Below are 13,114 nucleotides of genomic sequence, written 5' to 3' on the forward strand. Positions count from 1 at the left end.
GCGCAGGGCCGGAGTTCAGGCCGCGAGCGCGAGTTGGTCGTCGGTGGTCTGCGCACGCAGATCTCCCAGCAGTCTGGTGAGTTTGCGGGACACGCTCATCTGCGAGACACCGAGTCGTTCGGCGATCTCGCCCTGGGTGAGGGTGTCGTAGAACCGCCAGATCAGCAGCTGGCGATCGTCCGCCGACAGCTGTGCCAGCAGGGGCGCGACGGTGATCGTGTCTTCGGTCAGTTGGTAGTGGGGGTCTTCGTCGCCGAAGGTGTCGGCGATGGTCATGCTGGGATCGCCGTCGGTGTCGCGCGCGGGGGTGTCGAGGCTTCGCGTCTGGAACGCGTTGGCCGCCACCAGGGTACGGGCGATATCGGTGACCGGGACATCGAGTTCGGTCGCGAGTTCTTGGGCGGTGGGGGAGCGGTGGAGTCGACGGGTCAACTCGTCGGTCGCCGCCCTGACTTTGCCCTGTAGCTCCTTTTCGCGACGCGGGACGTGTACCGGCCAGATGTGGTCGCGGAAGTGTCTGCGCACTTCACCCATGACGGTGGGGACCGCGAACCCCAGGAACGGTGATCCGGTGCTCACGTCGTAGCGGTCGACCGCCATGACCACGCCGACCCGCGCGGTCTGGAGCAGATCGTCGAACATTTCACCGCGGCCGACATATTTGCGAGCGATGTGCTCGGCCAGCGGCAGGCAGATTTCGATGATCTGCTCGCGCAGAGCAGCGTGTTCAGGGCTGCGCGGGTCGGTCAGTGCCAGGTGCACGAACAAGGGTTCGGCGTGTTCGTAGGTGGTGTGGGCGGTGGTCTTGGACATGCGGATCAGCTCCTGGCGTTCGTAATGCTCAACGGTGTGGAGGAGGTGGACTACAGGCTGGTGAGGCTCAGCATTTTGGAGGACATCGTCATCGCCGCACCCAGGCTGACGGCGCCGAAGGAGGCGATGGTCAGCGACCCGGTCGAGGCGGCCAGACCGAACAGAAAGAACACGCAGGTCGCGAACACGATGGTGGTGCTGGTCAGATCCACCGTCGGCGTGCTCGGTGCCCGAGTGCGTGAGTTGGTCATGAGCGCAGGGTTGACCGTCGCGGACACGAATAAACCGGAACTGGTCGACGATGTTGATACAGCGACGATTTCGGATTTCGGGGTTGAAACACCGTCCCGTGGGAACACATCAGTTCGCATCTCGCCGGAGACACGCCTGATGCGGTCGAATCACTTGTCAGGCGCTGCCGGGCACCTGAGCAGGATGTCGTCGCGCCACTGTGTCGAATCGTGGACGTACCACGCGGCGCTGTCATCGTCGAAGCTCACGCTGAGAAGCGGACGACCGACCGATTTGCCTGCGTGGGAACGCACGATCTCCACCGACGTGATCGACGCGAGCGGAATCTCCAGTGGGTCATCCGATCCCGCTCGTCGAAACCACAGTCGCGTATCGGTCAGTACGAGCGCGCCGTTGCCGCGCACCTGCTTTCCGCCCTTCGAGGCTCGCCCGAAGTAGTTGGCGACAGGGTCGCTGCGCACGGCTTCGCCGGGGGCGAAGTTCGCCGAGATCGCCGTCTCGGCGCTCCGGCGGATGGCGCGGAGGGTGAATCGGGCGATGAGCGTGATGACCGCGAGTGTCGCGACCACGATGACGATGACCATGAAGACGATCCACCCGACTGTCATGGAGGCAGTGTAATGCTGTGGCGGCGAGCGATGGCGGGACGCTGTTGGGTCAACCAGGCTGCTCGCCCACGACCAGAGGCAGCGCGGGGTCGGCGGTCCATGCGGTCAGAGATCCGTCGTAGACGCAGACATCGTCGCGCCCGACGAGGGCCAACGCATGGGCGAGTGCCGTCGCCGCGACGCCTCCGCCGCAGTAGGTGACGGGCGTGATCGCTGGATCGAACAGGCCGGAGGCAGCGAACAATGCCCGCAGTTCCTCGATAGGGCGCAGTGTGCCGGTCTCCGGGTCGCGAATCCGGTCGATGGGCAGGTTCATGCTGCCCGGGATATGGCCGGGTCGAGCGAAAACGTCTGTCTCGCCGCGGTACGTCGCGGCATCGAGGACGCCCACGATGTGGAACTTGTTGTCGGCAATCGCAGCCGCCACCTCGTCGGTGGACATGATGAGGCCGGGTCGGCGGCGGGCGGTGAAGGTGGCTGGTGAGGGCGTCACCGGGGAGTTCGAAACCCTGGCGCCCGCCGCTCGCCATGCGGGCAGGCCGCCGTCGAGAACCGCGACGTCGTCGAACCCTTCCAGCCGCAAGTGCCACCAGAAGCGGGTGGCCTAGATTCCGTCGTGCTGGTCGTAGACGACGACGCGCACCCCGTCGCCGATCCCGATCGCGCCCGCGGCAGCGGCGAAACGCTCCGATTCCGGTGCGGTACATGGCTGCTCGGACGCGGGATCGGCGAAGTCGGTGAGCAAGTCCGCGAACACCGCGCCCGGGATATGTGCTGCCGCGTACGCGAGGCGTCCCGGCTCGAGTGTGAACGTTCCGTCTGCGAGCGCCGTGAAATCGGTGCTCGCGTCCACGACGAGTAGATCGGGCTCGCCGTGATGGTCACGGAGCCAGGAGACGGACACTGCGTGGGGGGCAGTCTGCCCCATGTGGACCTCCGATCACGCTGGTGGGCACTGGATTCCGAATCTAGCGAGCATCGTCAGGTGATCGCCAGACCACCGATCGTCGTGAATGAAACCAGGTTCTCTCGTGCCCTTGAGTTGAACTCACCGATACAGTTAGCTGGTCTTCTGAGATGACATCGATGAACTATCCCGTTACCGTGATCATCGAGACTGTTCGACGAGACGAGGAGGCAACTCGCCCGGCACCAGTCGCGCCGGGCCGCGGACGAGCCCAGATCCGAGGCCTACGCCCAGACCTTGTCGCTGGCATCCTCCCAACTGTGCGTTGGCAGCCCCGCGAAGTACGCCTGGATGGCGGCTCGACCATCGGCCTGGCCCAGATGTCGGTAGTCGAGAAAGGCATCGGCACTGAACAGTTCGCCGACCTGGTCCCATCTGCCCTCGTTGATGTAGCGGGGTAGGTCGTGACGCAAGGTGTTGAGCGCGCGGACGGCCTCGAGCGTCGCGAGGCGTTCGGTGAGCTGCTCGACCTGCTCGACCAGGTCCAGGACTTCTGACATCGCTGTGGCACCTCTCGTTTCCGGGCCGTCGTGTTTCTCCGGCCGGGCCGAAATCACCTTCGCACGCGATATTCGGAGGTCACAAGATCGCATTCGAAACCCTGCGGTTCGACCGTAGGTTTCGGCTGTCGCTCCCGCAGGGTTGCGATATCACGGAGGCGACCGGATAAGTGTTGTCGGAACATCGGTGACAGTTCGAGCGTGGTGTCGGAAATTGCGCGGTGAATTGTTTCCGAAGTCGTCGGAACATATTGTCACCGATGTGTCCGAACAATTCGGCGACCGAGTGCGTCGAAGTCCTGTGCACGCAAAATCGGACCGGACTCGGTGAGGAGTCCGGCCCGATTTTCGGTGGCGGTGTTCAGCCCGGTCCGTGCCCCGCGGCGACCCGGCCCGCCACATGGCGCACATCGCGATGCGAGATGAGCCACTCACCCTCGTACTGCTCGAACTCGTCCTGGACCAGCCCGATGACGACCCAGTCGGCCGGTCGCCCCACGTCGGTGGCGGCCGTGCTCGAGAACCAATGCCACACCGTGGCATACGCGGTGAGCAGGGGTTTGTCGCCGTTCCACTCGATGCTGGCCTGCCCGATGACGTGGGCGACCAGGGAGCGTTGCGACTTGGGCACCCGGCTCATGTGACCGGTGAACTCGTCACGGCCGTGGAACAGCACCGGCGGGCCCGGCATGATCCGGTACTCGATCAGCGCGTCGGGGGTGAAGCACTCGCTGAATCGCTCGCTCTCCTGGGTGTCGGCGATCCGGAAGAATTTGTAGAACGTTCGGAAGATCGCCCGCTCCGCTTCGATCGTGGCGAGCAGGTTGTCATGTACAGCGGTCACGTCGGTCCCTTCTCTGCCGGACGACAACACGTCGTTCGATTATCGACACGGTGCGAAGCTAGCACGGTGCCGAACACCGCCCGATGGTGTATCGCACTATTCGGTGCGACGATGTATTCCGAGCGCGGTGATCCGAATTGTTGACCGGGTATTTCGAGGTGTGAAATGTTTCGTCGTGTCGCCCGCCGTGAGTCCCACGTGAATCCGGGCAGTAGACAGAGGAATTCTGGCGTGAGCAGTGTTGTGCGTTCGAAGTCGATTCGCTGTGCCGTGGCATCCGCGGCGGTGGTCACCCTGTTCACCGGTGCCTGTGGCACCGGTGGCGAGCGAGGCGGCGATGCCGGTCCACCGAGATCCGGTGGCACGCTGCGGTTCTCGGTCGCCTCCGACGCGGGCTGTGTCGATCCCCAGCAGGTCGGTAGCAGCGACACCCTGTATTCGCTGCGCGAGACGGTCGATTCGCTGACCGACCAGGATCCCACCACCGGCCAGCCGGTGCCGTGGCTGGCGCAGAGCTGGGAGGTGAGCCCCGACGCCCGAACGTTCACCTTCCGGCTGCGACCGGACGTGACGTTCAGCGACGGCACCCCGCTGAACGCGCAGGTGGTGAAGGCGAACTTCGACGCGATCCCGAAGTTGGGCGCACTCGCCATCCTGTCCAAGGGCTATATCACCGGGTACGTCGGCACCGAGGTCGTCGATGAGCACACCGCCGAGATCACCTTCGAACAGCCCAACGCGCAGTTCCTGCAGGCGACCTCGACCGCCGCGCTCGGCCTGATCTCGACGGCCGACGCCGCGAAGACGCCCCAGCAGCGCTGCAGCGACGGTGTGATTGGCTCCGGTCCCTTCGTGCTGTCGGAATACGTTCCCAACCAGTCGATCACGATCACCAAGCGGGTCGGCTACGGGTGGGGTTCGCCGTTGTGGACCAAGCAGGGCGAGGCCTATCTCGACTCCATCGAGTTCACCGTCATTCCCGAATCCGGGGTGCGCGCGGGCAGTGTGCAGTCCGGGCAGCTCGACGTCGCCACCGGCCTCGGCCGAGCCGACGAAGCGGGATTGAAGGCGTCGGGCATCTCCCTGTTGACGCGATCGCACCCGGGCGCAGTGTTCAACCTCGGCCTCAACAACTCTCGGCCGATCCTGCGGGATGTTCAGGTGCGCAAGGCAATTCAGGCCGCGGTCGACCGACGTCAGATCGTGGAGGCGGTCTTCGCCAGCGGAACTGTGCCCGCCACGGGCATCCTCTCGCACACGACCCCCGGCTACACCGATCTGTCGGCGGATCTCGCCCTCGATGTCGCCCGGTCGAAATCGCTGCTGGACGCGGCCGGCTGGCAGGTCGGCGGTGACGGCATCCGGCGCAAGGACAACACCCGACTGAGCCTGACCGTGGTGTGGTTCAACAACTCCCAGAACACCCGGGCAGCGCTGGAACTGGTCCAGCAGCAGCTCAAGGTGGTCGGGGTGGAGTTGCAGCTGCAGGAGCTGCAGGTCACCCAGTTCCCGCAGCTGCTCGGTTCCGGTGACTTCGACGGACTGTGGGGCGGCGACCTGAGCCGGGCCGACCCCGATTGCCTGCGCACGCTGTACTCGACCCAACAGGTCAACGCCTACCGGCTGCCGCCGAGCGAGCTCGACGGACTGCTCACCGCACAGGCGGCCGAGGCCGATCCGGCCAAACGCGCGCCCCTCGTGGAACAGGCCCAGCAGCTGGTCGTGCGCAATGCCTATGTGATCCCGGTGGTGGAACTCGAGACCGTGCTCGCGGCGGCGCCGACCGTGCACGGCCTGACCTTCGAGTCGTCGAGCCGGACCCGGCTGCACGACACCTGGCGGAGCTGAACCGGCATGGGACGGTACGTGTTACGCCGCCTGGCTCAGGCGGTCGGGGTGCTGTGGGCGGCGTACACCGTGTCGTTCTTCGTGCTCGAATTCCTGCCGGGCGACCCGGTGTCGGCGATGGCGGGCGGTGGACTGAACTCCTCGCCGGTGGATCCGGCCGAGCTCGCCGCACTGCGGGCGGAGTACGGCTTCGACAAGCCCATCGTGGTGCAGTACCTCGACTATCTCGGCCGGGCGCTGGTCGGCGACTTCGGTGATTCGGTGGCCACGGGCCGGTCGGTGACCGGCACGATCGCCGCGGCGCTTCCGCCGACCTTGCAGCTCACGGCGGCGGCGCTGGTGCTCGCCGTACTGTTCGGCGGCGGTCTCGCCGTGGCGGCCACCTACACCTCGCGGCGCTGGCTACGGCAGGTGCTGCTGTCGCTGCCGCCGCTGGCGATCTCGATCCCGTCTTTCTGGGCGGGCCTGATGCTGGTGCAGCTGTTGTCTTTTCGGATCCGGCTGTTCCCCGCGTTCGGCAACGCCGGACTGGCCGGGTTGGTGCTGCCCGCGGTCACGCTGGCCATCCCGACCGGTGCGCTGATCGCTCAGGTACTGGCCAAGAGCCTGCTGACCACCCTGGACGCGCCGTTCGTGCAAAACGCTCGGGCCAAGGGAGCGAGCCGGATCCGGGTCCATCTGCGGCACGCGCTGCGCAGCGCGTCGCTGCCCGCACTCACCATCGTCGGACTGCTCGTCGGACAACTGGTGGCCAGCGCGGTCGTGATCGAGACGGTGTTCTCGCGCAACGGACTCGGGCGGGTCATGGCGGGCGCGGTGAGCGTGCAGGACATTCCGCTCGTGCAGGGCGTTGTGGTGTTCGGCGCGTTCGTCTTCGTCGTGGTGAACCTCATCGTCGACCTGATCTACCCGGTGCTCGACCCACGGATCGTGGTCGCGCGCCCGAGGAGTTACGCGTGACCGACACCGTGCTGACCGAGGCGGCCGTCATCCGAACCGTCGTCGACGAATTCGACGACGAGCACCGCACGGGTTTCGACTGGCGCAGACTGCCGCGGTTCCTGCTGTACCGGCCGGGCCTGGTGCTCTCGGTGGTGACGCTCGTACTGATCGTGCTGGCCGCGGTGTGGCCGACGCTGTTCACCGCGCGCGATCCGCTGTTCGGCGTCCCGTCGGAGATCTTCGCGCCACCCAGCGGAGAGCACTGGTTCGGCACCGACGAACTCGGCCGCGACCTGTTCACCCGCGTCGTGCACGGCACCGCGCTGTCGTTGCAAGCGACGGTGATCGCGGTGGCCGTCGCGTTCGTCGTCGGGGGCGCGATGGGCCTGGTCGCCGGGTTCGTCGGCCGCTGGGTCGACGACGTGCTGATGCGCTTCGCCGATGTGCTGCTGTCGATCCCGTCGCTGTTCCTGTCGTTGGCGCTGGTAACCGCGCTCGGCTACGGCACGGTGAAGGTGGCGATCGCGGTGGGTGTGGCCAGCGTGGCCGGCTTCGCCCGGGTGATGCGCGCCGAGGTGCTGCGATTGCGGCAAGCGGTGTTCGTCGAGGCCGCGTGGTCGTCGGGAGCGCGCTGGTACACGGTGCTCGGTCGCCACGTCCTGCCGAACGCGATCGGCCCGGTGGTCGTGCTGGCCACCTTGGATCTCGGTACCGCCGTGCTGGCGGTGTCGTCGCTGAGCTTCCTCGGCTACGGCGCGGTGCCACCGGCGCCGGAGTGGGGCTCGCTCATCTCGAGCGGCCGCAACTATCTCGCCAACGCGTGGTGGATCTCGACGATGTCGGGCCTCATGGTGGCGTTCGTCGTGCTCGCGACCAACCGGATCGCGCGGGCACTCGATGGAGAGTGGGCGAATCGTCGATGACCGGGAATCTGCTCGAAGTGCGTGGCCTGTCGATCTCCTACCGCACCAGCACCGGCCGGGTGCGGGCCGCGCGGGAGATCGATCTGGACATCGCGCCGGGCGAGATCGTCGCGCTGGTCGGTGAATCCGGCTCGGGGAAGAGCTCGACCGCGCACGCCATCACCGGATTGCTCCCTGCCGCGGGGCATATCGACGCGGGACGGATCCAGTTCGGCAGGAGGGACCTGACGAGGGCGGGGGACCGGGAACTACGCGCGATCCGTGGGGCGCAGATCGGTTTGATCCCGCAAGACCCCGGTGTCTCGCTGAATCCGGTGCAGCGCATCGGCACCCAGGTCGCCGAGGTCCTGCTCATCCACGGCCTGGCGACCCGGCGATCGGCGCCCGAGGCAGTGGTGGACCTGCTCGAACGGGCCGGGATGCCCGACCCGAGAACCCGTGCCGACCAGTATCCACACGAACTCTCCGGTGGCATGCGCCAGCGGGCGCTCATCGCGATCGCCATCGCCGCGAACCCGGCGCTGATCATCGCCGATGAACCGACCAGCGCGCTGGATGTCACCGTGCAGCGGCTCATCCTCGACCACATCACGAGCCTGACCGAAACCCTCGGCACCGCAGTACTTCTCGTCACCCACGATCTCGGCGTAGCCGCCGATCGCGCCCAAAGGATCGCGGTGATGTCGCGAGGCCGGATCGTGGAGAGCGGGCCGACCCGCGAGATACTCGACAACCCACGCGATCCCTACACTCAGCAGTTGTTGCGCAGCGTGCCCGGACGTTCCGGTGTCCGGGCCCGGCCGCGCCGACCGGGTACCGAGCCGTTGCTCGCGGTCGAGAACCTGGTGAAGGAGTTCCCGCTGCCACGCGCGAAGATCCGCGCGAAGATCGTTCGTGCCGTCGACGACGTGAGCTTCTCGCTGCACCGCGGGGAGACCTTGGCGCTGGTGGGGGAGTCGGGGTCGGGCAAGTCCACCACGGCCAGAATGATTCTGCGCCTGGCGCCGCCGACGTCGGGGCGCATCGTGTTCGACGGCGACGATGTGACGGCCGGCAAAGGCGCGCGATTGCGGGCGCTGCGGCGCCGCGCTCAGGTGATCTACCAGAACCCGTACGAGTCGCTGGATCCGCGGTTCTCGATCCAGGAGGTGATCAGCGAGCCACTGCGGGTCTTCGGCGTCGGTGACCGCGCCTCGCGTGCGGCGCGGGCGCGCGAACTGCTCGACCGGGTCGCCCTTCCCACGTCGACGCTGGGGCGCAGGCCCGCGGAGCTCTCCGGCGGACAGCGTCAGCGGGTCGCGATCGCCAGGGCGCTTGCCCTGTCGCCGGAGCTGGTGGTCTGCGACGAACCGGTCTCGGCGCTGGATGTCTCGGTGCAGGCGCAGATCCTCGACCTGTTCGCCGAGTTGCAGGCCGAGACCGGTGTGGCGTACCTGTTCATCTCGCACGATCTGGCGGTGGTGCGCCAGATAGCCCATCGGGTGGCGGTCATGAGACAGGGCCGCATCGTCGAAATCGGCACCACCGAAGAGCTTTTCGACAATCCCACCCACGAGTACACCCGTCAGCTGCTGGCAGCCATCCCCGGCGCCGACCTCGTCGAGGGCAGCTCAGGTGCCTGACAGCAGGCTCACCACGGGCGCCAGCTCGCGCGCCGCGTCGTCGTCGAGAACGATGTAGGAGATACCGAACTCGTCGCGAAGACGGCGCAGCTGATCGGCCGCCTGCGCGGGCGATCCGATGAGCAGGTTCGGGGCGTCATCGGGCATCGGCGGCCCGATGGTGCTCGTCGGGGTGCTGAAGCGCAGCGCCCGTTCGATTTCGGAAAGCCTTGGGCCCGACGCACTTTCGAGCCATCCGACCTGTCGGGTGAGCTGGTGGCGGGAGAAGGTGCTGAACGCGACGGTGTCGGCCTCGGCCGCGGCGAGTTCGGTCGCCCGTCGCCCGCCCGCGGCGAGTAGCAGCGGCACCTTCCTCGGCGGTGGAGGAACCAGTGACGTTCCGGTATTCGCGTAGTGGGTGCCGGTCGCCTCGACCCGCTCACCGCGAAACAGTGCGTTGACGATGCCCACCGACTCGGCGAGGCGCTCGAACCGAATCCGGTCGGACTCGGCCGCGATCCCGAGTTCGCCGTAGCCGATGGCGGTGTGACCGGCGCCGAGCCCGAGCTGGAAGCGCCCGCCCGACACCAGGTCCAGGGTGGCCGCTTCGCGGGCGAGGACGAACGGATTGCGGAAGTCGTTGGCCAGCACCCATGTTCCGACCTCGAGTGTGGTCGTCACCGCGGCGGCGTAGGCGAGCGCGGTCAGTGGCGCGGGCACCGGTGCGGGAAGGTCGGGCAGCAACAACGCCGAGATCCCGGTGTCCTCGGCCCACCGCGCGGTCGAAGTCCATGCCTTCGTGTCGGCGGGGGAAACGGTGACGAGGCCGAATCGAAAAGAATGGTGGCTCAAGGGGTCTCCGGTGTCCCGTAGGCGCGAAGGAAGGTGTCGACGGCAGCGGTGGCGACTGCGTGCATCTCGGCGGTGGAGACCTTGCGGGTGCCGAGCCGAGTGCGGCCTTCCATCGGGCCGGTGATCAGTACGAGGAATTGCTCGGCGGCGATCGCCGGATCGCTCGCGCGCAGGTCGCCCGACAGCGACAAGCGCGCCAACCGATCGGCGAGCGCGTCACCGAGCTGATCGGAGGTCCGGCTCACCACCACATCCATCAGATCGGGGAATTGCGCGACCTGACCGTAGGTGAGCCAGCGCAGCGACCGGGACTGCTCGGTACAACAGGACCGGATCAGCCGGTACGCCACGTCTTCCAGGGTGGCGCGCAGATTCTCACCGGGGTTGCGCAACCGCTCGATCACCGCCAGGTTCTCGGCCAGCACCGCGTCGCTCACGGCTGCGAGGGTGTGCCGGAACAGCGTTTCCTTGTCGTTGAGGTGGTTGTAGATGGTCGGTTTGGCGACACCGGCGACCTCGGCGATCTCCTGCACGCCCGCCTGCGCGTACCCGCGGCGAGCGAAGACGACGAACGCCGCATCCAGGATCGCCTGCCGCTTGTCGATCCGTCCTCGCGAGGCCGACTGTCCGGTCGGCGGTGTTGCTACAGCCATCCATGAACCATAGCTCAATCGCGTCACAAGTTTCCTCATGGGTTCATTCTTGTATACCGAGTTGCGAGTCATATGGGAGAACATTAAAGTGAACTGGCAAGTTCAATTGCTCTGTTCCATGTCGGGAGATATCTATGATGCAACCCCCCGGAGACAGGTTCGATCCGATTGCGCTCCAGCATGTTCGGCGAGGCGGCACCCGCCCGCCAGACGAACGCGGTGCAGTGATCGGGCTCGCGGCCGAGCCGTGGCTGGAGATCCTGCAGGCGCCCGACCGCAACGGGTTGACGGTCACCGAGGTATGTCGGCGATACAACGTTTCGCGCAAGAGCTACTACAGCTATCTCGCGCGCTACCGGGCACACGGCGTGGCGGGATTGGCACCGCGGTCGCGCCGCCCGAAGAGTTTTCCCGCCCGGACATCGGCCGACATCGAGGCCGTCGTGGTGCGCGTACGGCTGGACCGTCCGCAGTGGGGAGCACGCAGAATCCGGGCGCACCTGCTGCGAGTCGGTTCGACTCGTGTCCCGGCTGTGTCCACAGTGCACGCGATTCTGCGCCGCCACGGTTTGGTCGGCACCAGGTCGGACCACGAGGCGCTGTGCACAGCGATGCCACCGGCGATGCCGGAGCAATTGATGACCACACACCGGACACCTAGCCGTGCAGGGAGCTACACCTGATGACCACATCGACTTCCACGCAAGACGACGCGACCGAAGCGTTGTTCCCGCGGCGCTGGGCCGCGATGGTCGTGCTCGTCCTCGGGTTCACCCTGGACCTGCTGAACGTCACGATCGTCAACGTGGGCCTGCCTGCGATCCAGGCCGACCTCGGGGGAACTCCTTCACAGGTCGGTTGGATCGCGACGGCCTACCTGCTGGCGTTCGCGGCAGCGCTGATCACCGCGGCCCGGTTGGGTGACCTGTGGGGCCGCAAGCGGGTATTCCTCGTCGGTCTGGCCCTGTTCGCTGCCTCCGGGGCCTGGTCGGCGCTCGCGAACAGCCCGGGCGAACTGATCGCCAGCCGCGCCGCCCAAGGCGCGGCCGCGGCGATCCTGGCGCCGCAAGTTCTCTCGAGTCTGTTCGTCCTCTTCCGCGGGCCCGAGCGTGCCACTGTCCTTGGCATATTCGGTGTGGTCGCTGGACTCGCGCAAGCCGGGGGGCTGCTGCTCGGTGGTGTGCTCGTCACCGCGGACGTCGCCGGTCTGGGGTGGCGAGCGATTTTCTGGATCAGCGTCCCGGCGTCCCTCATCCTGCTCGGCCTCGGCGCCTGGCTGGTCCCGGAGAACCGTGGCGAAGGTGCGCTGCGGCCACGATGGCTCGCTGCGATCGGCCTGACCGCGGGGTTGGTCGCCATCGTGTTCCCGCTGTTGGAGGGCCGCACCTACGACTGGGCGCCGTGGATCTGGCTGCTGCTGGTCGCGGGCATCGCCGCGGTAGCGCTCGTCGCCATCGGCGAGAATCGCGATGCCGCCGGTCGGGCCGGCGCGCTCTTGCCGCTGGAGCTTCTTCGCGCGCGCATCAGCAGCGTCGCACTCGTCGTTCAGCTGGTCGCCTTCGCCGCCTTCAGCGGATTCTTGCTCGTCTTCGTCCTCTGGCTCCAAGAAGGCCAGGGCTACACCGCACTGCGAGCCGGCGTCGTGACCGTCGCGTTCTCCGTCGGTGGATTGGCGGTCGCCCCACTGGTGGGACGGCTCACCATGCAATTCGGCCGATACGCCGTTGTCGCGGGCACCCTTTTCGGCGCCGTCGGTACCTTGGCGGTACTGGGCGCGGCACTGACCGCGACCACCGATGTCAATCCGTGGCTGCTCGCGCCTGGACTGTTCGTCGTCGGTGTCGGCATCAACCTGGTTCAGCCTCCGTTGACTACCTTGTTCCTGTCGACGGTCCCGACGCGCTACGCGGGGTCGGCGTCGGGAATCTGGACTACCGGCCAACAGTTCGGTGGTGCAGTGGGTGTCGCTTCCTTGAGCGCCATCTTCTTCGGTGTTGCCGCCAGTGACGGCTACCGCAGCGCTTTGACGGCCTGCGCGTTCACGATCAGCGCAGCGCTGGTGGTCAGCGCGGCACTCTGCTTCGCGTTGCCTTCCCCGGCACCTACGCCAGAAGCGGCCGAGCCCGTCGTCGAGAACGCCGAATCGTAGCGCTATGACCGAGATCGGGCCGTCCGCTCGGTGTCGGCGGGGCTCTGCGGCCGGGATCGACTAGTGAACGGGCACTGAGAGATTCGCAGACGAGAGCTGAGGCCGTCGGGGCGACAACCTACCTGCTCGTTGACGGTCGTCATGTGTCCCGGGGCACCGGCT

At 66.9% G+C, this 13,114-nt stretch carries 15 protein-coding genes; 6 read left to right on the top strand and 9 right to left on the bottom strand.

Annotation, left to right across the window (positions count from 1 at the left end):
• Positions 1–15: 15 nt before the first annotated feature.
• From ACLJPD_RS16475 to ACLJPD_RS16505, 7 genes are all read right to left on the bottom strand, one after another.
• Positions 16–813, bottom strand: coding sequence for a SigB/SigF/SigG family RNA polymerase sigma factor (locus ACLJPD_RS16475; protein ID WP_410873028.1), 798 nt, complete (start codon positions 811–813; stop codon positions 16–18).
• Between the two features lie 50 nt (positions 814–863).
• Complete coding sequence (locus ACLJPD_RS16480) at positions 864–1,064, bottom strand: hypothetical protein (protein WP_410873030.1); 201 nt, start codon at positions 1,062–1,064, stop codon at positions 864–866.
• A 150-nt stretch (positions 1,065–1,214) separates the two neighbouring features.
• Positions 1,215–1,673, bottom strand: a complete 459-nt coding sequence (locus ACLJPD_RS16485) for a hypothetical protein (protein WP_410873031.1) — start codon at positions 1,671–1,673, stop codon at positions 1,215–1,217.
• 49 nt (positions 1,674–1,722) lie between these two features.
• Positions 1,723–2,256: a sulfurtransferase gene (locus ACLJPD_RS16490; RefSeq protein ID WP_410873032.1), complete on the bottom strand. Its 534-nt coding sequence runs from the start codon at positions 2,254–2,256 to the stop codon at positions 1,723–1,725.
• 21 nt (positions 2,257–2,277) lie between these two features.
• Positions 2,278–2,601: a hypothetical protein gene (locus tag ACLJPD_RS16495; protein ID WP_410873033.1), complete on the bottom strand. Its 324-nt coding sequence runs from the start codon at positions 2,599–2,601 to the stop codon at positions 2,278–2,280.
• Positions 2,602–2,864: 263 nt separating this feature from the next.
• Complete coding sequence (locus tag ACLJPD_RS16500; protein ID WP_410873034.1) at positions 2,865–3,140, bottom strand: nuclear transport factor 2 family protein; 276 nt, start codon at positions 3,138–3,140, stop codon at positions 2,865–2,867.
• A 361-nt stretch (positions 3,141–3,501) separates the two neighbouring features.
• Positions 3,502–3,984, bottom strand: a complete 483-nt coding sequence (locus tag ACLJPD_RS16505) for a nuclear transport factor 2 family protein (RefSeq protein ID WP_410873035.1) — start codon at positions 3,982–3,984, stop codon at positions 3,502–3,504.
• A gap of 231 nt (positions 3,985–4,215) precedes the next feature.
• On the opposite strand from ACLJPD_RS16505, the gene ACLJPD_RS16510 reads away from it, so the two are divergent.
• From ACLJPD_RS16510 to ACLJPD_RS16525, 4 genes are all read left to right on the top strand, one after another.
• Positions 4,216–5,832, top strand: coding sequence for an ABC transporter substrate-binding protein (locus ACLJPD_RS16510; RefSeq protein WP_410873036.1), 1,617 nt, complete (start codon positions 4,216–4,218; stop codon positions 5,830–5,832).
• A gap of 6 nt (positions 5,833–5,838) precedes the next feature.
• On the top strand, positions 5,839–6,792 hold the full coding sequence (locus ACLJPD_RS16515) for an ABC transporter permease (protein ID WP_410873037.1): 954 nt from the start codon (positions 5,839–5,841) through the stop codon (positions 6,790–6,792).
• Positions 6,793–6,881: 89 nt separating this feature from the next.
• Positions 6,882–7,697 carry an ABC transporter permease gene (locus ACLJPD_RS16520; RefSeq protein WP_410873430.1) on the top strand — a complete coding sequence of 272 codons (816 nt, stop codon included), beginning with the start codon at positions 6,882–6,884 and terminating at the stop codon, positions 7,695–7,697.
• Positions 7,694–9,319, top strand: a complete 1,626-nt coding sequence (locus ACLJPD_RS16525; protein ID WP_410873038.1) for a dipeptide ABC transporter ATP-binding protein — start codon at positions 7,694–7,696, stop codon at positions 9,317–9,319. The genes ACLJPD_RS16520 and ACLJPD_RS16525 overlap by 4 nt, the downstream gene beginning before the upstream one ends.
• Here the strand turns inward: ACLJPD_RS16525 and ACLJPD_RS16530 are convergent.
• Together ACLJPD_RS16530 and ACLJPD_RS16535 are read right to left on the bottom strand one after the other, a co-directional pair.
• The gene (locus ACLJPD_RS16530) at positions 9,308–10,150 is read right to left on the bottom strand and encodes an LLM class flavin-dependent oxidoreductase (protein ID WP_410873039.1); all 843 of its coding nucleotides are present in this window, start codon (positions 10,148–10,150) and stop codon (positions 9,308–9,310) included. The genes ACLJPD_RS16525 and ACLJPD_RS16530 overlap by 12 nt on opposite strands.
• Entirely contained in the window at positions 10,147–10,803 is a 657-nt protein-coding gene (locus ACLJPD_RS16535) for a TetR/AcrR family transcriptional regulator (protein ID WP_410873041.1), read from the bottom strand. The genes ACLJPD_RS16530 and ACLJPD_RS16535 overlap by 4 nt, the downstream gene beginning before the upstream one ends.
• A gap of 224 nt (positions 10,804–11,027) precedes the next feature.
• On the opposite strand from ACLJPD_RS16535, the gene ACLJPD_RS16540 reads away from it, so the two are divergent.
• Both ACLJPD_RS16540 and ACLJPD_RS16545 read left to right on the top strand, forming a co-directional pair.
• Positions 11,028–11,486, top strand: a complete 459-nt coding sequence (locus tag ACLJPD_RS16540) for a helix-turn-helix domain-containing protein (RefSeq protein WP_410873042.1) — start codon at positions 11,028–11,030, stop codon at positions 11,484–11,486.
• Positions 11,486–12,952, top strand: a complete 1,467-nt coding sequence (locus ACLJPD_RS16545; protein ID WP_410873043.1) for an MFS transporter — start codon at positions 11,486–11,488, stop codon at positions 12,950–12,952. The genes ACLJPD_RS16540 and ACLJPD_RS16545 overlap by 1 nt, the downstream gene beginning before the upstream one ends.
• Positions 12,953–13,114 lie beyond the last annotated feature (162 nt).

This window comes from Nocardia sp. A7 (assembly GCF_046549215.1).
In the GTDB taxonomy this organism is placed as follows: domain Bacteria; phylum Actinomycetota; class Actinomycetes; order Mycobacteriales; family Mycobacteriaceae; genus Nocardia.